The sequence below is a fragment of the Mycobacterium neglectum genome, assembly GCF_002591975.1.
GTDB classification, from domain to species: Bacteria; Actinomycetota; Actinomycetes; order Mycobacteriales; family Mycobacteriaceae; genus Mycobacterium; species Mycobacterium neglectum.
The window spans coordinates 85,019-103,023 of the sequence record NZ_NVQE01000017.1 but is presented as its reverse complement, the minus strand read 5'-3'; the positions used below and the strand labels follow the sequence as shown (position 1 = coordinate 103,023).

Below are 18,005 nucleotides of genomic sequence, written 5' to 3'. Positions count from 1 at the left end.
CAGCAGCCCGGGAGGATCGAGAATTTCATGAGCACACGCACCACGCTCCGACGCCAGGTGTTGGCCGTCGCGTTGACGGCGGTCACCGTGGCCGCTTCCGGCTGTACCGTCGCCAACTCCCGCCACGGCGGCTACGACCCCAACACCCTGCGCATCGTCCTGGCCCAGGAGCCGCCGACCCTGGAGCCCTGTGAGAGCTCACTGACCTCGACCGGCATCGTCGTGCGCTCCAACATCACCGAGCCGCTCATCGAGCGCGACCCCAACTCCGGCGACCTGCAGCCGCTGCTGGCCACCGAGTGGAGCCAGACCTCACCGAACCAGTGGACCTTCAAAATCCGCGACGGCGTCACCTTTTCCAACGGGGCGCCGATGACCGCCAAAGACGCCGCCTACTCGATCGACCGAGCCGTGAACTCAGAGTTGAACTGCAACGTCGACGGCTACGTGTTCGGCGACGACCCATTGGAGGTCGCCACTCCCGACGACAACACCCTGGTTGTGGGCACCAAGACGCCGGATCCGATTCTCCCGCTGCGTATCTCGTTCGTCGAGATCGTGCCGACCGGCACCTCCATGACGGAGAAGGTGCGCGAGCCGATCGGCACCGGTCCCTACGCGATCGACGGCTGGGAGTACGGGCAGAAGCTCTTCCTCGAGCGCAACGACACCTACTGGGGCGAGAAGCCCCCGTTCGCCAGGGCCGAATACCAGTGGCGCAGCGAGGGCAGCGTCCGCGCGGCGATGATCACGAACGACGAGACCGACATCGCGGTGTCACTCGGACCCGAGGACGGCGCCGAAGATCTCGGTGTCCCGTTCCAGAACAACGAGACCACCGCGCTGCGCATGCAGGCCACCGAGGCGCCGCTCAACGACATGCGCGTGCGCCAGGCCATCAACTACGCCGTCAACCGTGAAGGCATCGTCAAGGCGCTGTTCCGCGGACTCGGGGATCCCGCCTCGCAGCTGATCCCCTCCGGGGTCGTCGGATACAACGGCGATCTGCAGCTGTGGCCACACGATCGGACCAAGGCCAAGCAGCTCATCGACGAGGCCAGGGCCGACGGCGTGCCCGTCGACACCGAGATCCGACTCATCGGCCGCACCGCGCAGTTCCCGAAGATCAGCGAGACCATCGAGGTGCTGCAGAGCGAGTTCTCCGAGATCGGCCTGAACGTGAAGATCGAGATGATGGACACGTCCAACCAGCTGCTGTATCAGCTGCGGCCGTTCCCCGAGGGCGCCGGGCCCTACCTGCTGATGATCATGCACGGCAATCAGGCCGGTGACGCCGCGTTCACCATGGATCAGTACATGCTGTCCGACGGTGCGCAGGCTTCCTACGGCACGCCGGAATTCGACACGAAGATCCGCGCGGCCGAGGAGCTCACCGGGCAGCAGCGCCAGGATGCCTTCGCGAAGCTGTTCGCCGAAGAGCCGCAGGAGATCATGAGCATGGCCTACCTCGCGCACATGAAGGGCATCCTCGGCAAATCGCCCCGCGTCGATTACACCCCCAACTCCGCCACCGGTGACGAGATGCGGCTGGCCGAGATGACGCCCGCCGGCTCCACCTCCCCCACGGTCGCCCAGTAGTAGGAAGGCCACGCCCTCATGTTCTCCTTCATCCGGCGCCGGACATACACCAGCGCACTGCCTTTGATCATCGTGCTGCTCGGCGTGTTCCTGCTCGCCCGCCTCACCGGCGACCCCACCAACCTGTATCTGCCCGAGTCGGCGACACCCGAACAGCGCGAGGCCTTCGCCCAGGCCAACGGCTTCGACCAACCGGTGTGGACGCAGCTCGTCGAGTACTTCAAGGGTGTCCTGCATTTCGACTTCGGCACCTCGCTGCGCACCGGTGAGTCCGCCTCCGAGATGGCGTTCCGGGCGTTCCCCGCCACGCTGCAGTTGGCCTTCACCACAATGCTTCTCGCCGTCGTCGGCGCCATCGTCATCGGCTGCTGGGCCGCCTACCGGCCCAACTCGCTGGCCGACCGCTTCTCCAGCCTGCTGTCCATGACCGCCGCGTCCATCCCCGACTTCTGGTTCGCCATCACCGGCGTCTGGCTCTTCGCTGTGCTTCTCGGCGTGCTGCCCACCTCCGGCGTCGACAGTGGCATCCTGTCCTGGATCCTGCCGATCGCCACGCTGATGATCCGGCCACTCGGCGTACTCACCCAAGTCGTGCGCGGCGCAATGGTTTCCGCACTCTCCGCGCCGTACGTGCGGCTGGCCCGTAGCAAGGGGGCCAGCGACTTCCGCGTCGTCAGCCACCACGCGCTGCGCAACGCCGCGGCCCCCCCGCTGACCGTCGCGGGCGACCTGGCCGTCGGCCTGATCAACGGCGCGGTCGTCGTCGAGGCCATCTTCGGCTGGCCCGGTATCGGCAAGCTGATGATCGACGCGATCCTGCAACGTGACTTCGCCGTGCTGCAGGCCGCCGTCCTGCTGACCGCGGTGAGCATCTTCCTGCTCAACATCTTCATCGACGCCTGCTACGCGCTACTCGACGCCCGCGTCCGCGAACCGGCAATGGCTTAACGGCATTAGGAGAACTAACGACATGAGTTCTGGAATCGACCTCGTTCCCGTCAAGCCGACCACTGCGATCGTCGGCGAGCCTGGGCAAGACGGCGCCAAAAAGAGCATTGCATCGAAGTGGTTGAGCATGCTGCTCAACGACCGCGTCGCCGCCGTCGCGGCAGTGATCCTCGGCTTCGTCTTCCTCACCGCGATCTTCGGCCCGATGCTCGTCGGCGACCTCGCCACAAAGATCGACCTCGACAACTCCAACCAGGCGCCGTTCACCCTCGCACACGGCTGGGCCAACTTCCTCGGCACCGACCCGCTGGGCCGCAGCATGCTGGCCCGGCTGATCGTCGCGTGCCAGACGACGCTGTCCGTCGCGATCCCCGCCGTCGTGATCTCGGCGGTCATCGGCTCGGCCATCGGCATGTGGGCCGGCTTCTACCGCGGCTGGCGCGAGACCGTCGCCATGCGGATCGCCGACGTGATCATGAGCTTCCCTTCGCTGCTGCTCGCGGTCGTCGTTCTCTACGTGTTCTCCCCCAGCGCCGCGAACATTGTTCTGGTGCTTGCGATCACCCGCATCCCCGTCTACCTGCGCACCGCCCGCGCCGAATCCGCGGAACTGCAGAGCCGGCTGTTCGTCGACGCCGCCCGCACATTCGGCGCGCCCGCCCGCTCCATCATCTTCCGCCACGTGCTGCCGATCGTGCTGCCGACACTGCTCACCGTCGCAACACTGGACTTCTGCTACGTGATGCTGGCGGAGAGCTCACTGAGTTTCTTGGGCATCGGCATCCAGCCGCCCGACGTCAGCTGGGGCCTGATGGTCTCGCAGGGCCGCACCTACCTGCACACCGCGTGGTGGCTGTCGTTCTTCCCCGGCCTGGCCATCGTCATCACCACCGTGTCGGCCACCATACTGGCGGCCTGGGCCCGCATCGCCACCGATCCGGGCCAGCGCTGGCGCCTCACCGTCCCGCAGAAGCGCCTGTCCCGCTTCGCCAAAACCACCAAGCGCATCTGAGAGGGGCTGTCATGACCGCTGCAGTAGACCACAAGCCCACGGTCGGCCAGACCGACGCGACGCCCGTGCTCGACGTCGACGGTATGAGTGTGGAGATTCGCACCATCAGCGGCACCGTCCGTGCCGTCAACGACGTCAGCTTCACCGCGCGTCGCGGCGAAACCCTGGCTCTGCTCGGCGAATCCGGCTGCGGCAAGTCGATGACCGCCACCGCGCTCGTCGGCCTGCTCGAACCCGTCGCCGACGTGGTCGAAGGATCGGCCACCCTCGGCGGCGTCGACCTGTTCCAGGTCGGTCCCGCGAAGCGTCGCGAAATGGCGGGCACCGAACTCGCGATCGTGTTCCAGGACGCGCTCACCGCACTCAACCCGCTCTACACCGTGGGAACCCAACTCGCCGAACCGTTCCGGATCCACCACAACCTGTCGGCCAAGGAAGCCAAGCGCAAAGCCGTCGACCTGATGACCCGCGTCGGCATCCCGCAGCCCGAGTCGCGGCTGAACTCCTACCCGCACCAGTTCTCCGGCGGTATGCGGCAACGACTGCTCATCGCGATGGCCGTCGCGCTCAACCCCAGCGTGCTGATCGCCGACGAGCCCACCACCGCACTCGACGTCACCGTGCAGGCGCAGATCATGGCGCTGCTGCGCGATCTGCGCACCGAGTTCGACATGGCCGTCGTCCTCATCACCCACGATCTGGCCCTGGTCGCCGAGGAAGCCGATCGCGTCGCGGTGATGTACGCAGGCAACATCGTCGAAACCGGCCCGGTCGCCGAGGTTTTCGCCAACCCGAAACACCCCTACACCAAGGGCCTGCTGAACTCGGTGCCGGTGAACGCGCGCCGCGGTGACGACCTCAAGTCCATCGGCGGGACGCCACCGGACCTGCAGGCCATCCCCGAGGGTTGCGTGTACCAGGCCCGCTGCCCGCTGGCTCGCGAGATCTGCGCAGACAAGCGGCCGACGCTCGACACCGTGACTGCCAACCGCAAGGCCGCCTGCCACTTCCCGGAAGAGGTCTCGAATGTCTGAAACGTCTGAGAGCCTGCTCGAGGTCCGCGACCTCCGCAAGTCATTCCGTGCCGGCAAGAAGCGACTGTGCGCGCTCGACGGCATCACGCTCAACCTCAAGCGCGGCGAGACGCTCGGCCTGGTCGGTGAATCCGGCTGCGGAAAGTCCACGCTGGCAAGGACATTGCTGATGCTGGAGCGCCCGGACTCCGGGACCGTGCGCTTCGACGGCATCGACCCGTACAGCCTGCGCGGTAAGGACCTGCTGAACTTCCGCCGCCGGGTGCAGATGGTGTTCCAGGACCCGTACGCATCGCTGAACTCCCGCATGACGGCCGGCGACATCATCGCCGAGCCGTGGCGCAGCCACAAGGATATGTACACGACGCGCAAGGACCGCGACATGCGGGTGCGCGGTCTGCTCGACCTCGTCGGCCTCGGCGCCAAGGCGGTCGACAAGTACCCGCAGGAGTTCTCCGGTGGCCAGCGTCAGCGCATCGGCATCGCCCGCGCGCTCGCGCTCGATCCCGACGTCATCATCTGTGACGAGCCGGTGTCCGCGCTCGACCTGTCGGTGCAGGCGCAGGTGCTCAATCTGCTCAACGAACTCCAGGGCGAGCTGGGCATCAGCTACATCTTCATCAGCCACGACCTGTCGGTGGTCCGGCACGTCGCGGACCGGGTTTCGGTGATGTACCTGGGCCGCATCATCGAGAACGGCCCCACCGAAGCGGTTTTCGACCGCCCGAACCACCCGTACACCGCGGCGCTGATGTCGGCCGCACCGAAACTCGACAGCGCGCTGCGCAAGGACCGGATCCTGCTCAAGGGTGAGGTTCCTTCGCCGATCGACCCGCCGTCGGGCTGCCGGTTCCGCACCCGCTGCTGGAAGGCCACCGAGATCTGCGCGACCACCACACCGCCGAGCGCGGCGGATCCCGAGGTAAGTGGGCATGCCGCCCTGTGCCACCATCCGCTCCTGTCGGAGGGCATGCTGGCGACGGCATGAGCATCTGGGGATATTGCATAGTGGCGGCGACGATCATGTTGGCATCTGCGCTGCAGGCGTCGATCGGCTTCGGTATCGGTTTGCTCTCCGCGCCGATCATCGCGCTCGTCGATCCCGCCCTCATTCCCGGCACGCTCATCATGATCGCGACCATCATCACCTTGATCGTCGTGGTGCGAGAACGCGAAGACATCGACCTGCACGGCACCAAATGGGCACTGGTGGGCCGGGTTCCGGGCACCATCGCAGGCGCGCTGCTGCTGGCGATACTGCCCGAGCGTGGCCTGGCGATCATGCTCGCACTCGTCGTCCTGCTCGGTGTCGGGTTGACCAGCCTCGGCTGGATTCCGGTGGCGCGACGGCGCAACGTCGTCCTGGCCGGTGCGGCCTCGGGTGTGCTCGGCACCGCGACGGCGATCGGCGGACCCCCGATGGCGCTGGTGTGGCAGCGAAAGGAGGGCGCGGGACTGCGTGGCACGATGAGCGGGTTCTTCCTCGTCGGCTCCCTCATGTCGATCGCGGCGCTGGCGGCGACCGGTGCCGTCAACGGCCACACGATGGCGATGTTCGCGATCCTGCTCCCCGCCGCGCTCGTCGGCTACGTACTGTCCCACGGCCTCAACCGCGTGCTGGACCCGCAGCGGTTGCGGGTCTTGGCAATCGGCGTCTCGGCTCTCGGTGCCGTCATGTTGATCGGCCGTGAACTGTTGGCGATGGGAGGCTGAGATGTCAGAAGAACTCGTCGTACGCTCCGACCGTTCTTCCTCGTCGCGTGCGGGCGTGAAGTCGGCCGTCCGGACCGTCGAGCTGCTCGAGTTCCTTGCGGCCCGCCACGACGAACCCGCGCGGCTGCGCGAGGTCAGCCACGCACTCGCCATGCCCCGCAGCAGCGCCCACGCCCTGCTTCGCACGCTCGTTGCGCAGGGCTGGGTGCGCACCGACGCGACGGGCACCATGTACGCGATCGGGGTCCGCGCGCTGCTGGTCGGCACCAGCTATCTGGACAGCGACCCGTACCTGCCACTGATCACACCGTTCCTCGACGACCTACGTGATGATCTGGACGAGACGTTCCACGTCGGCCGGCTGGACGGAACCGACATCGTGTACCTCGCGACGAGGGAGTCCAAGGGGTACACCCGCACGTCGAACCGGGTCGGCAGGAGGCTGCCCGCCTACACGACCGCACTCGGAAAGTCGCTTCTCGCCGAACGATTCGGCACCGAACGGGACCAGCACGTCCCTCCCGCGCTCAAGTCGTTGACCGACAAGACGATCGTCGACCGCGCCGCTCTGGACGCCGATCTCGACAACGTCCGGATCCGCGGCTACGCCACCGACGACGAGGAGAACACCCCCGGACTGCGGTGCTTCGCTGTGGCCCTGCACTACTGCCAGCCCGCGCAGGACGCGATCAGCGCGTCCGTGCCGCTGGACCGGCTGACCCCACAACGTGAGCGCGAGATCGTCGACGCGCTGCGCATCATGGGAGACAAGGTCTCTCGCGTCGTGCGACCCCTGGCCAACGGTGACAAGTGGTTCGCGACCCAAGTATCAGGAGATCGAGAATGAACACCCCCATCGTCCGTGACATCACGGTGATCCCGGTCGCCGGACGCGACAGCATGCTGCTGAACCTCAGCGGCGCCCACGGCCCGTTCTTCACCCGAAACCTGCTGATCCTCACCGACTCCGACGGAAACACCGGAGTCGGCGAGGTCCCCGGCGGCGAGCCGATCCGGCGCACCCTCGAAGACGCCCGCACGATCATCACCGGCCGCAGCATCGGCGACCACCACGCGATCCTCAACGACATCCGGCGCGCGTTCGCCGACCGCGACGCCGGTGGCCGCGGCGCCCAGACGTTCGATCTGCGCATCGCCATCCACGCCGTCACCGCCGTCGAGTCCGCACTTCTCGATCTGCTGGGCAAGCATCTCGACGTTCCGGTCGCCGCACTGCTGGGCGACGGCCAACAACGCGACCGCGTACAGGCGCTGGGGTATCTGTTCTTTGTCGGCGACCGCACCAAGACCGACCTGGCGTATCGGACACCCGCGGATGAGCCCGCAGGGGCCGACGACTGGCTGAAGATTCGCCACGAAGAGGCGCTCACCCCCGACACCGTGGTGCGCCTCGCCGAGGCGGCCGCCACCCGGTACGGCTTCCGCGACTTCAAGCTCAAGGGTGGGGTGCTGCCCGCGCCCGATGAGGCCAAGGCCGTCATCGCGCTCAAGGACCGTTTTCCCGACGCGCGAATCACCCTGGACCCCAACGGCGGGTGGCTGCTCGCCGATGCCGTCAAGACCTGCCGCGCGCTCTCCGATGTGCTGGCCTACGCCGAGGATCCGGTCGGGCCGGAGGGCGGGTTCTCCGGCCGCGAGGTGATGGCCGAGTTCAAGCGGGCTACGGGGCTGCCCACCGCGACGAACATGATCGGCACCGACTGGCGCGAACTCGGCCACGCGATCCGCGCCAACGCCGTCGACATCCCGCTCGCCGACCCCCACTTCTGGACGTTGGCCGGATCGGTGCGCGTCGCTCAACTGTGCGATGCGTGGGGGTTGACATGGGGTTCACACTCCAACAACCACTTCGACGTTTCGCTGGCGATGTTCACCCACGTCGCCGCGGCGGCTCCCGGTGACATCACCGCCATCGACACGCACTGGATCTGGCAGGACGGCCAGCGCATCACCAAGCAGCCATACGAGATCGTCGACGGCTATCTCACGGTGCCCGAGAAGCCTGGCCTCGGTGTGGAACTCGACGATGAGGCGGTCGCCGCCGCACACGAGCTGTACCAGCGTGAAGGACTCGGCAGCCGCGACGACGCGATCGCCATGCAGTACCTGATCCCCGGCTGGACGTTCGACAGCAAGTGTCCGGCGCTGCAGCGATGAAGATCGTTATCGCCGATGTCAACCTGACACCGCATCGAGAACGGTTCGAAGCCGCGATGCCCGCGGGCGCGGTCGTCCAGTGGCACCCCGGTGGTGTGCCGCTGGACGACTTGGGGGACGCCGACGTCCACATCGGCAGCCGGTTCACCGCGGAGATGGCGTCGGCGGCCGAGAAGCTTCGGCTGATCCACCTCCCCGGAGCCGGCACCGACAAGGTCGACTTCGACGCGGTGCCGCCTGACGTACTGGTGGCCAACACCTTTCATCATGAACGGTCGATCGCCGAGTATGTCGTCGCGGCGGCCGTCATGTTGCGGCGGGACTTCCTGAACCAGGACCGTGCGCTCCGCCGCGGCACGTGGGCGACGTCCGTGTACTACCCCGCGATACCGCAACCGCCGACCCTCGGAACCGCCCACATCGGATTCGTCGGATTCGGACACATCGGGCAGCAGACGTGGAACCTGTTCCGCGCCTTCGGATGTACCGGAGCGGCCGTCACCGGATCGGGTCGTGCGCCCGACTGCGGTCTGTCCTGGGCGGGCGACACATCCCAGCTGAACCGGCTCATGCGGGAATGCGACGTGGTGGTGGTGTCAGCACCGCTGAACGAGCACACGGTAGGGATGATCGGCGACGAGCAGTTGCACCTGCTCGGCGCGGACGGGGTGTTGATCAACGTCGGCCGCGGTCCGCTGGTTCAGGAGCAGGCGCTGAACACCGCGCTGGCCGACAACGTGATTCGAGCCGCCGCCATCGATGTCTGGTACCGCTACCCGACCACCGGCGGGGTGAAGGCACCGAGCAACCTACCGTTCGCCGATCTGCCGAACATTCTGATGACGCCGCACTCGTCGGGCATCACCAGTGACACGTTCGCAGGCCGCGCCGACGACATCGCCGCCAACATCGGACGGCTGGACCGGGGCGAGGCTTTGATGAATGTGGTGTCCGGCGGGACGTGACCCGGCTCCTCGTTGGACCGTGTGTTTCGACGTGGCAGGCTACGGAGGCACCGCGTGAGCCGCCACCGGGTGCTACGGAGTGTTCACTCCGTGGCCGCCTGCGGTACGTGCCGCGCCACCGTCTCGTCCAGGGTTTCGCGCAGCGCACGTACTTCGGTGAGCAGGCGCTCGAGATCATCGCGCTCGATGTGCAACACCTCGGCCCGGCCTGTCGTCGTCACGGTGGCGTTGCGCAGCTTGCCACGGCGAAGCGCGGATTCGCCGATGATCTCGCCGGCCCCTACCAACGCGATGCGCTCATGGCCGACGTATACCCCCGCCTCACCACTGAGCAGGATGTAGCAGGCGTCCGATGGGGTCTGTTCGCGAATCAGTGGCCAGGGCCCGGATGTCGACGTGCGATGTGCCGCCTCGACGAGACGCTTCAGGTCGTCGTCGGAGAATTTCTCGAACGTGGGGAATTCCCGTAGCCGGCGGGCGCTCTCCTGCTGTTCTTGCAGGCGGGCCGCGGCACTGGCCTTCTCGTACGAGCGATTGTCCATGCTGGATTCCCCGATCCGCGATGTGGCCCTGATCTCGAGGAGCCTATCCATCGAGGACCGCCAACAAGATCGAAATCGCAGAGTTACCGCCGATCCGAGCCGTACTCCAGCGCCGGCTCCGCCGAATCGACGCCGCCCCTGCTGAGGATGGTCAGCATGTCGGGCTGCACCTCGTAGCGGGCGCCGTCGGCGGGGTTGGTCGCGGTGAATCCGCTGCCCGACGGGGTGGCATCGGCAAGTTGCAGATTGGCACCGTCGCGCAGCCGTTCGCCGCGGTAGTAATACCTACCGGGCGCCGACTCACATACGACCGCAATAGAATTCGCGGTTCTGATCGCTGCCGCGGGCGAGCTCCCCGCATCACAGCGCGCCGTGTGGCCGACGAACCCTTGCGCGTCTGTTCCCGACACCCCCGAAATGGGTTCGGAACGCGCCGACGGCGACGTCGTAGTGGTGCTGGTCGATGTCGACGGCGACTCCTCGGACGGTGTGGTCGTGACCGTCGTCGTCTCCGGCGACGGCGGCACGGCCAGCCTGGTCTGCGGTGCCGAGCCTCCACCCCGGTCGCCGAAAACCAGCACCGCGGCAAGCACCACCGCCGCGGTGAACATCACGATCGTCGCGGCCACCAACGCCACCTGTGTCGTTGAAAACCGCGACTTCTTGCGCGGCGGAGCAGGCGACTGAACGGACGGGGGCGGTGGGTGCGGATGCTGGTAGCCCGTCCGCGCCGGATTCGGGTCGACCGCGGAGAACTGCCTGGTATTGCTCGGCGGCATCGGCACGGGGGGCGGCATTGGCACGGGGGCCGGCGTCGTATCCGAAATCGCCGACGCGGCGGCCTTGGCCAGTTCGCCGGCCGTCGTATACCTGTCGGTGGGCTGCTTGGCCATGCCCTTGGCGACGACGTCGTCGAACGCGCGGTTGATTCCCCGACGCATGATGCTGGGTCGCGGCGGCGGAGAGAACATATGTGCGCCCATCATCTGCCGCACATCGCCGGCCTCGAATGGAGCACGGCCAGTGAGGCACTCGTAGAGCAGGCAGGTCAGGGAGTACACGTCTGCGGCCGGGCCACCGCGCCCGCCACTGAACCGTTCGGCAGCCATGTAGGCGCAGGAGCCGATGACCAGTCCGGTGCTCGTCACACTCGCCTCGCCGCCGCCGTGCGCGATGCCGAAGTCGACCAGGTAGGCGAAGTCGTCGGGTGTGAGCAGCACATTCTCCGGCTTGATATCGCGATGGACCAGGCCGTTGCCGTGGGCCGCGTCGAGCGCTGCGGCGACCTGACTCACAATCGACACCGCGCGCGTCGGCGGAAGCGCGCCCTTGGCCAGCAACTCGTCTTTCAGGCTGGCGCCCTCGACCAGGCGCATATCGATGTAGAGCACACCGTCGATGTCGCCGAAGTCGTGCACCGGGATGACGTGGGGTTCCTGCAAACGTGCGGCGACGCGGGACTCGCGGCGAAACCGCTGCTGAAAGCTCTGGTCCGCCGCCACCTCGGTGCGAAGCACCTTGATGGCCACCAGACGCTCTCTGACCGTGTCGTAAGCGCGATATACCTCGCCCATACCGCCGGCACCGATCAACGACTGAAGCTCATACGGTCCGAATTGCGTACCCACGCGAGTGCCGCCGTTCGGGGAGCCCATATGAATCCTTCCGTCCTTTCCATCGCGTGTTTTCAGGTCGATCCGCCGCGTTCAACCGAGTTCCCGCAACGCGCTCTTCCTTAACCCGCTCCCCACAGCAGGCAGATTGTGGCACCGTCAGTGGGGCCACTGAAAGCAAAGCAGCACAATCGATTTGCTTCAGTCGCCGAGTCTACAAAGGGTCGCCGAGCTTTGCGAGTTTGCGTTTTCCCGGACGACTGCCGACCTGCAGCGACGCCACCCCCTGAGTGATCCGTCACAAATTCGCAGGCATAACGTTGGCAGGGACGGGGAACCCACCCTTGTCGACGACAAGTCGGAACCCGCAACAGATGTGTGACAGGAGCCGCCGTGGCTGATTCAAGTGCAAAAACCCAGGCAAATGCGCCTACTCCGCAGTCCAAGTGGCTCTCGGAGTCGGCGGCCCAGACCCGCGGCTCTGACAAGGGCGAAGTCCAGTTCCACTACGACATCTCCAACGAGTTCTTCAAGCTGTGGCAGGACCCGACGCAGACCTACAGCTGCGCGTACTTCGAGCGCGACGACATGTCCCTTGAGCAGGCGCAGATGGCCAAGGTCGACCTCTCGCTCGGCAAGCTGGGCCTGCAGCCGGGCATGACGCTGCTCGACATCGGCTGCGGCTGGGGCTCGACCATCATGCGGGCCGTCGACAAATACGACGTCAACGTCATCGGTCTGACGCTCTCGGAGAACCAGAAGCAGCACATCGAGGACCATTGGTTCGCCAACTCCACGAGCAAACGGCACATGGAAGTTCGACTGCAGCCGTGGGAGGACTTCGACGAGCCCGTCGACCGCATCGTGTCCATCGGCGCCTTCGAGCACTTCGGCTTCAACAAGTACGACGACTATTTCAAGAAGACGTTCAACTGCATGCCCGATGACGGCGTCATGCTGCTACACACGATCATCATTCCCGAGGACGAGGAGATCAAAGCCAAGGGACTGCCGCTGACCATGTCCCGGGTCCGCTTCATCAAGTTCATCATGGACGAGATCTATCCCGGCGGCCGTCTGCCGCTGGCCTCGATGGTCACGCAGCATGCCACCAAAGCCGGCTTCAACGTCACCCGCGAGCAGCATCTGCAACCCCACTACGTGCGGACGCTCGACACGTGGGCGGCCAACCTCGAAGCCAAGAAGGATGAGGCAATCGCCATCACATCCGATGAGGTCTACGAGCGATTCTTGAAATACCTGACCGGCTGCGCCGACCTTTTCCGCAACGGCTACACCGATGTGTGTCAGTTCACTTGCGAGAAGGTGTAATCCGTTTAGATTCATTTGGTTTCATTGAGTAGGGTTCGTCACGATGACTGATACGAAGTCCGGCTCGACAGACATGCGGCCCCATTTCGAAGAGATACAGGCCCATTACGACCTGTCGGATGAGTTCTTCGGCCTCTTCCAAGATTGCTCGCGGACTTATAGCTGCGCATTCTTTGAGCGCGACGACATGACGCTCGGTGAGGCACAGTTAGCCAAAATCGATTTGGCACTCGGCAAGCTGGATCTGCGGCCGGGCATGACTTTGCTCGATGTCGGCTGCGGCTGGGGTTCGGTGATGAAACGCGCCGTCGAGAGCTACGACGTCAACGTTGTCGGTCTGACGCTGAGCAAGAACCAGGCCGCGTTCTGTAAGCGGCTGCTGGACGACCTCGACACCCCACGTTCCCGCCAGGTCTTCCTGCGCGGTTGGGAGGAGTTCGAGGAGCCGGTCGACCGAATAGTCAGCATCGAAGCCTTCGAAGCGTTTCCGAAGGAGCGCTACGGCGCCTTCTTCGAGACGTGTCAGCGGATCCTGCCCGACGACGGCCGCTTGGTGCTGCAGACGATCATGGGGCATCCCCTGAAGAGGTGGCCCGAGATGGGCATCCCCATCGTGATGAGCGACCTCAAGTTCATGCGGTTCATCGCCAAGGAGATCTTTCCGGGCGGCTCGATACCCTGCGATGAGGACATCGTCGACCACTCCGGCCGCGCTGGGTTCTCGGTGGAGCACCTCGAAACGTTGAACCCGCACTACGTCCGCACCTTGCGGACCTGGGCCACGAACCTCGAAGCAGCCCGGGACGCCGCCGTAGCAGCGACATCGGTCGAGGTCTACGACCGCTACATGCGCTATCTGATCGGATGCGCCGACTTCTTCGAGCGTGGCATCAGCGAACTCGGCCAGTTCACGCTGACCAAGGGCTGACCGCGCGTCAGGGCGCGCCGAAGGCCAAGGCGACGTTGTTGCCGCCGAGGCCGAACGAATTGGACACCGCGTACCGGTACTCGCCGCGACGCGGCCGGTCGGATACCACGTCCAGATCGATCTCGGGGTCCAGGACCTTCAGGTTGCGGGTCGCCGGCACGACGCCGTCGCGCAGGGCCTGCACCGTCAGCACCGCCTCCACCGCTCCGGCGGCACCCAACGAATGACCCAGCGCCGCCTTGGGCGCATATACCGCCGCCGCGTGGTCACCCAGTGCGCGCCGGATCGCACGGGCCTCGGCCAGATCGCCGGACTTGGTGCCGGTCGCGTGCGCATTGATGTGGTCGATGTCCGTCGGCTTGATGCCGGCGAGCGTGATCGCCCGGTTGATGGCGTCGCCGGCACGCTCACCGCTGGGGTCCGGCTCCACGACGTCGTAGCCGTCGGACGTGATGGCCGCGCCCATCAGCCTGGCCAGGATGGGGGCACCGCGCGCCTTGGCGTGTTCCTCGGTCTCGATGAGCATCAGCGCGCCGGCCTCGCCGAACACCATGCCGTCCCGATCGGTGTCGAACGGGCGGCACGCGCCCGCCGGGTCGTCGTTGTTGGCGGACAGCCATCCGAGGTTGTTGAACGCCGCGACGGGTACGGCCTCGATGCAGTTGTCGACACCGCCGCAGATGGCGACGTCGGCCTCGCCCAGAATGATCGCCTGCCAGGCCTCCACGATGGCCGCGGCACCCGACGCGTCCGCCAGCACCGGCGACGTGATCCCCGCCTTGGCCTGGATATCCAGTCCGACTGAGGCGGCAGGTGCGTTCGGCATGTGCATCTGCACGGCCAGCGGGTTGGCCGCCCGCATTCCGCGTTCGTTGAAGGCGTAGTAGAGGTCGATCATGGCCTCGGTGCTGGCGAGCGCGAGCCCGATCGAGACGAGCAGGCGGCGGGTGTCGACTTCGGGGGATCCGGCGGCGTCCCACAGCCGGCGGCCCAGCACTCGCGACATTTTCTGCATGTACGACAGCCGGCGCAGCTCGACGCGGTTGAGGTGCTGGTCGAAATCCTCACGGAGTGTGCCGCCGATGCGAACGGGAAAGTCGTACTCGTCGACGAACGGTTTATCGAGTCTGCGGATCCCGCTCTGGCCCTCCAGCAACTGCTGCCAGGTGTCTTCGGCATTGGTTGCCAGCGCATTGCTCGACGCGAGAGCAGTAACAACGACATCGGGGAGACCGTCCCCAGTGGTCTTGCTCGCCATGGGCCACCAAAGTCCTTCACTCAGCTAGCTGACCAGGTCGAGATTCCCCAATTTACGACGGAATATTCGTCGGCGCACTGACTTTCTGAACCCGGTCAGACCTCGACTGCGCTCTTGGCGGCGGCCTTGCGCAGGCGTCCGGCCCACATTGCACTCTCGGCCTTCGCGACACCCATGACGTTGTGTGCGGTCTCCCACAACGTCGTGCCGCGATCGGCATGGACCGCGGGCAGGCCGGCCGCGCACCGCATGACCATCGCACCGAGGTTCGGCGAGGTCATGTAGGGCACCACGAGCAGTTTCGCGCAGGCACTCTTTCCCTCGACCTTCATCAGACGAGGACGTCGCGGACCCGGCCGGTCGATCGTCCGAGCGCCGGTGACGATCGAATCGAGGTCGACCGGCCCTTCGGTGGGCGACCAATTGATGCCGATATCGACGATCTCGCCGAGCGAGGCGTGCAGGACGCCGATGAGTTCAGGCAGCTCCGAGGCAACAGAAGCGGTATGCGGCCACCACGCCCCGTCGATGTCGGAGCCCAGCTGGCTGGCGAGCACCAGGCGCACAGGGCGGGCCATTCGGCGTGTCCCCGATAGGCCGTTCACGACGAAGGCTTAGAAGAAGCTGACTTCTTTTGGTCTTGATCCGAGAAAGTGGGGTTCTCGGTCGGCTCCGTGGAGGCCCCGCGCTTGTCGGCGACGTGCGGCTCGTAGGGGTGTGAAAACAGGTCCGACGATTCCATAGAACACGTCCTTAAAACGTACGGGTAACAGCCCATACATACGATGTGGGCGAACTCAGATCTGTCCGCAGGCTGATCGCAGGAGCGACAAATAGGAATGCTGGCGAAACGGCCTGACACCCAATTTACCCGACCGAAGGCATTCGCGGTGAAGCGGCTCGTCGCCTGATCCGCCAAAGCCCCGCTAAAACGCGATGTGGGCTGGCGGGAAGCACCCACCAGCCCACACGACGAAGATTTACTTATACGGCTGTCACACCGACAGCCTGCGGGCCCTTGGCCCCCTGCTCGACGGTGAACTCAACGCGCTGGTTCTCCTCGAGCGACTTGTAACCGTTTCCCTGGATTTCGCTGAAGTGAACGAAAACATCGTCCGCTCCGCCATCCGGAGCGATGAAGCCGAAGCCCTTATCGCTGTTGAACCACTTCACAGTTCCCTGCGTCATACTTTTCTACCACTCTCATTCTGCAAACGGATGCCGAAACAGACACCCGAGATAAGGGTAACACGGTCAGGGGATTAAACGTATTCGGCTGTGCCTCAGTCACTTTGGTGCATTGGCCGACCGCGGTGGCGCCCACCCTGTGAACGACTCGATTGACTTCCCCTTCGCGGCAATACTTCTGAAAGGCCGCTGCGCGAAACAAGACCCACCGTTGCGACACGGTAACGGAAGCGTACCCATCCGGGTATCAGTAGTCACAATTATCCCACTGATCACTATCGTCACATCAGCCAGCTATGACGTCTAGACGACGTCGTGCCACGAAAGGTGTGACATGCCGCCGCGTCATCTCATCGCATCGCTATCGGTGGTATCGGCGACCGCACTGACCGTCGCCATCGGCGTCGCACCAGCCGCTTTCGCCCAGCCCTGCAGCGGTGCCGCGGCAGCCATCCAACCGCCTGCGGCGTCCAACACCGGCGAGACTCCGGATCTGCCGGGAGGTGGGCCACCGAGAGGGCAACGACCGACCGGTGCGGAGGACGGTGCCGCGCTGCCCAGCCTTGGGCAGATCCCCGGCACCGCACGGTCCGCGCAGATCGAACAACGAGCCGCTGTCGTCGACCCCGCCCGACCCGCGGTTCCGGATGCGAACCCCGTGGACCCGCCTGCGCCGCCGCCCGCACCGCCCGGCACGTCGCTCGTCGGCTGGGTGACCGGGCCACAGAGCCCGAACGACACCGTCAACCGGTTCGCCGTCACCGGCACCGACCTCGGCATCATGTGGGACAACGGCAGCGGCGAGGTGCTGATGGCCTTCGGCGACACCTACGGCTATTGCGGTGTGCGAGGCCAGCAATGGCGCTACAACGTGCTGTTCCGCAGCCGCGACGGCGCGCTGTCCAACACCGTCTCCGCCACGAGTTCGCCCCTGTGGTCGCAGGGACTCTCGAAGCAGATCATCAACAGCATCAAGTACTCACCGACGGAGAAGGGCATCATCCCCACCGCCGGCATCGCGGTCGGCAACACCCAGTACCTCAACTTCATGTCGATCAAGAGTTGGGACAGTGACGGCCGGTGGACGACGAACTTCTCGGGCATCGCGGTGTCGCCGGACAACGGTGAGCACTGGGGTGTCTATCCGGACTCGATCCGTCCGTCCTCGCCGAACAGCGTCGACCGGGTTCAGTACGTCGCGGGCAACGAGAACTTCCAGCAGGGCGCGTTCATGAAGCCGGGGCCCGGTGATCCCTACATCTACTCGTTCGGCACCCCGTCGGGGCGCGGCGGCGCGGCCTACATTTCGCGGGTCCTGCCCGCAGGTGTGCCGGATCTTCGCCGATACGAGTACTGGAGTTCGGCTTCGAACTCGTGGGTGCCTGGCAATCCCGGCGCCGCGACGCCGGTGATCCCCGGACCGGTCAGCGAGATGTCGGGGCAGTTCAACAAGCATCTGAACCAGTACCTGGTGATGTACGGCAACGGCGCCAACGACATGGTCATGAGAACCGCGTCCGCGCCCCAGGGGCCGTGGAGTCCGGAGCGGCTGCTGGTGCCGTCGATGCAGTTCCCCGGCGGTATCTACGCGCCGTTCCTACATCCGTGGTCGACGGGCAAGGAGCTCTACTACAACGTGTCCCTGTGGTCCGAGTACAACGTGATGTTGATGCGAACCGTTCTGCCCTAGCGGGC

General features: G+C 65.6%; 17 protein-coding genes. 12 read left to right on the top strand and 5 right to left on the bottom strand.

Annotated elements, in window-relative coordinates:
- Window positions 1-27: 27 nt before the first annotated feature.
- From CSQ99_RS15510 to CSQ99_RS15470, 9 genes are read left to right on the top strand one after another with little or no spacing between them, the layout of a single operon-like run.
- Window positions 28-1,599 (top strand): ABC transporter substrate-binding protein, encoded by a 1,572-nt coding sequence (locus CSQ99_RS15510; protein WP_176561039.1) that lies wholly within the window; start codon window positions 28-30, stop codon window positions 1,597-1,599.
- A gap of 18 nt (window positions 1,600-1,617) precedes the next feature.
- On the top strand, window positions 1,618-2,547 hold the full coding sequence (locus CSQ99_RS15505; RefSeq protein WP_099039926.1) for an ABC transporter permease: 930 nt from the start codon (window positions 1,618-1,620) through the stop codon (window positions 2,545-2,547).
- A gap of 22 nt (window positions 2,548-2,569) precedes the next feature.
- Complete coding sequence (locus CSQ99_RS15500) at window positions 2,570-3,559, top strand: ABC transporter permease (protein ID WP_099039925.1); 990 nt, start codon at window positions 2,570-2,572, stop codon at window positions 3,557-3,559.
- An 11-nt stretch (window positions 3,560-3,570) separates the two neighbouring features.
- The gene (locus tag CSQ99_RS15495) at window positions 3,571-4,593 is read left to right on the top strand and encodes an ABC transporter ATP-binding protein (protein ID WP_099039924.1); all 1,023 of its coding nucleotides are present in this window, start codon (window positions 3,571-3,573) and stop codon (window positions 4,591-4,593) included.
- Window positions 4,586-5,581 carry an ABC transporter ATP-binding protein gene (locus CSQ99_RS15490; protein WP_099039923.1) on the top strand — a complete coding sequence of 332 codons (996 nt, stop codon included), beginning with the start codon at window positions 4,586-4,588 and terminating at the stop codon, window positions 5,579-5,581. Before CSQ99_RS15495 ends, CSQ99_RS15490 begins: the two co-directional genes overlap by 8 nt.
- The gene (locus CSQ99_RS15485; protein ID WP_099039922.1) at window positions 5,578-6,306 is read left to right on the top strand and encodes a sulfite exporter TauE/SafE family protein; all 729 of its coding nucleotides are present in this window, start codon (window positions 5,578-5,580) and stop codon (window positions 6,304-6,306) included. The genes CSQ99_RS15490 and CSQ99_RS15485 overlap by 4 nt, the downstream gene beginning before the upstream one ends.
- A 1-nt stretch (window position 6,307) precedes the next feature.
- Window positions 6,308-7,153 carry an IclR family transcriptional regulator gene (locus CSQ99_RS15480; RefSeq protein WP_099039921.1) on the top strand — a complete coding sequence of 282 codons (846 nt, stop codon included), beginning with the start codon at window positions 6,308-6,310 and terminating at the stop codon, window positions 7,151-7,153.
- On the top strand, window positions 7,150-8,484 hold the full coding sequence (locus CSQ99_RS15475; protein WP_099039920.1) for an enolase C-terminal domain-like protein: 1,335 nt from the start codon (window positions 7,150-7,152) through the stop codon (window positions 8,482-8,484). The genes CSQ99_RS15480 and CSQ99_RS15475 overlap by 4 nt, the downstream gene beginning before the upstream one ends.
- On the top strand, window positions 8,481-9,449 hold the full coding sequence (locus CSQ99_RS15470) for a 2-hydroxyacid dehydrogenase (RefSeq protein WP_099039919.1): 969 nt from the start codon (window positions 8,481-8,483) through the stop codon (window positions 9,447-9,449). Before CSQ99_RS15475 ends, CSQ99_RS15470 begins: the two co-directional genes overlap by 4 nt.
- 83 nt (window positions 9,450-9,532) lie before the next feature.
- Here CSQ99_RS15470 and CSQ99_RS15465 read toward each other — a convergent pair whose 3' ends face one another.
- Complete coding sequence (locus tag CSQ99_RS15465) at window positions 9,533-9,991, bottom strand: cyclic nucleotide-binding domain-containing protein (protein ID WP_099039950.1); 459 nt, start codon at window positions 9,989-9,991, stop codon at window positions 9,533-9,535.
- Window positions 9,992-10,074: 83 nt separating this feature from the next.
- Window positions 10,075-11,646, bottom strand: a complete 1,572-nt coding sequence (locus CSQ99_RS15460) for a serine/threonine-protein kinase (protein WP_099039918.1) — start codon at window positions 11,644-11,646, stop codon at window positions 10,075-10,077.
- A 351-nt stretch (window positions 11,647-11,997) separates the two neighbouring features.
- Here CSQ99_RS15460 and CSQ99_RS15455 point away from each other — a divergent pair, with 351 nt between their 5' ends.
- Both CSQ99_RS15455 and CSQ99_RS15450 read left to right on the top strand, forming a co-directional pair.
- Entirely contained in the window at window positions 11,998-12,936 is a 939-nt protein-coding gene (locus CSQ99_RS15455) for a cyclopropane mycolic acid synthase family methyltransferase (RefSeq protein WP_099039949.1), read from the top strand.
- Between the two features lie 43 nt (window positions 12,937-12,979).
- Window positions 12,980-13,864 carry a cyclopropane mycolic acid synthase family methyltransferase gene (locus tag CSQ99_RS15450; RefSeq protein ID WP_099039917.1) on the top strand — a complete coding sequence of 295 codons (885 nt, stop codon included), beginning with the start codon at window positions 12,980-12,982 and terminating at the stop codon, window positions 13,862-13,864.
- 7 nt (window positions 13,865-13,871) lie between these two features.
- Here CSQ99_RS15450 and CSQ99_RS15445 read toward each other — a convergent pair whose 3' ends face one another.
- The 3 genes from CSQ99_RS15445 to CSQ99_RS15435 all read right to left on the bottom strand — a co-directional run bounded on the left by CSQ99_RS15445 (window position 13,872) and on the right by CSQ99_RS15435 (window position 16,310).
- Window positions 13,872-15,122, bottom strand: a complete 1,251-nt coding sequence (locus CSQ99_RS15445; RefSeq protein ID WP_099039916.1) for a KasA/KasB family beta-ketoacyl-ACP synthase — start codon at window positions 15,120-15,122, stop codon at window positions 13,872-13,874.
- Window positions 15,123-15,217: 95 nt separating this feature from the next.
- Window positions 15,218-15,700 (bottom strand): DUF5994 family protein, encoded by a 483-nt coding sequence (locus CSQ99_RS15440; RefSeq protein WP_099039915.1) that lies wholly within the window; start codon window positions 15,698-15,700, stop codon window positions 15,218-15,220.
- Window positions 15,701-16,106: 406 nt separating this feature from the next.
- Window positions 16,107-16,310 carry a cold-shock protein gene (locus CSQ99_RS15435; protein ID WP_006244426.1) on the bottom strand — a complete coding sequence of 68 codons (204 nt, stop codon included), beginning with the start codon at window positions 16,308-16,310 and terminating at the stop codon, window positions 16,107-16,109.
- Between the two features lie 334 nt (window positions 16,311-16,644).
- Here CSQ99_RS15435 and CSQ99_RS15430 point away from each other — a divergent pair, with 334 nt between their 5' ends.
- Window positions 16,645-18,000, top strand: a complete 1,356-nt coding sequence (locus CSQ99_RS15430; protein ID WP_099039914.1) for a glycoside hydrolase family 183 protein — start codon at window positions 16,645-16,647, stop codon at window positions 17,998-18,000.
- The last annotated feature ends 5 nt before the right edge of the window (window positions 18,001-18,005 follow it).

Coding starts and splice junctions, on each gene's coding strand:
- CSQ99_RS15450 (WP_099039917.1), top strand. CDS start 12,980: ATGACTGATACGAAGTCCGGCTCGACAGACATGCGGCCCCATTTCGAA.
- CSQ99_RS15485 (WP_099039922.1), top strand. CDS start 5,578: ATGAGCATCTGGGGATATTGCATAGTGGCGGCGACGATCATGTTGGCA.
- CSQ99_RS15430 (WP_099039914.1), top strand. CDS start 16,645: ATGCCGCCGCGTCATCTCATCGCATCGCTATCGGTGGTATCGGCGACC.
- CSQ99_RS15435 (WP_006244426.1), bottom strand. CDS start 16,310: ATGACGCAGGGAACTGTGAAGTGGTTCAACAGCGATAAGGGCTTCGGC.
- CSQ99_RS15490 (WP_099039923.1), top strand. CDS start 4,586: ATGTCTGAAACGTCTGAGAGCCTGCTCGAGGTCCGCGACCTCCGCAAG.
- CSQ99_RS15500 (WP_099039925.1), top strand. CDS start 2,570: ATGAGTTCTGGAATCGACCTCGTTCCCGTCAAGCCGACCACTGCGATC.
- CSQ99_RS15440 (WP_099039915.1), bottom strand. CDS start 15,700: ATGGCCCGCCCTGTGCGCCTGGTGCTCGCCAGCCAGCTGGGCTCCGAC.
- CSQ99_RS15445 (WP_099039916.1), bottom strand. CDS start 15,122: ATGGCGAGCAAGACCACTGGGGACGGTCTCCCCGATGTCGTTGTTACT.
- CSQ99_RS15510 (WP_176561039.1), top strand. CDS start 28: ATGAGCACACGCACCACGCTCCGACGCCAGGTGTTGGCCGTCGCGTTG.
- CSQ99_RS15495 (WP_099039924.1), top strand. CDS start 3,571: ATGACCGCTGCAGTAGACCACAAGCCCACGGTCGGCCAGACCGACGCG.
- CSQ99_RS15480 (WP_099039921.1), top strand. CDS start 6,308: ATGTCAGAAGAACTCGTCGTACGCTCCGACCGTTCTTCCTCGTCGCGT.
- CSQ99_RS15470 (WP_099039919.1), top strand. CDS start 8,481: ATGAAGATCGTTATCGCCGATGTCAACCTGACACCGCATCGAGAACGG.
- CSQ99_RS15465 (WP_099039950.1), bottom strand. CDS start 9,991: ATGGACAATCGCTCGTACGAGAAGGCCAGTGCCGCGGCCCGCCTGCAA.
- CSQ99_RS15475 (WP_099039920.1), top strand. CDS start 7,150: ATGAACACCCCCATCGTCCGTGACATCACGGTGATCCCGGTCGCCGGA.
- CSQ99_RS15505 (WP_099039926.1), top strand. CDS start 1,618: ATGTTCTCCTTCATCCGGCGCCGGACATACACCAGCGCACTGCCTTTG.
- CSQ99_RS15460 (WP_099039918.1), bottom strand. CDS start 11,646: ATGGGCTCCCCGAACGGCGGCACTCGCGTGGGTACGCAATTCGGACCG.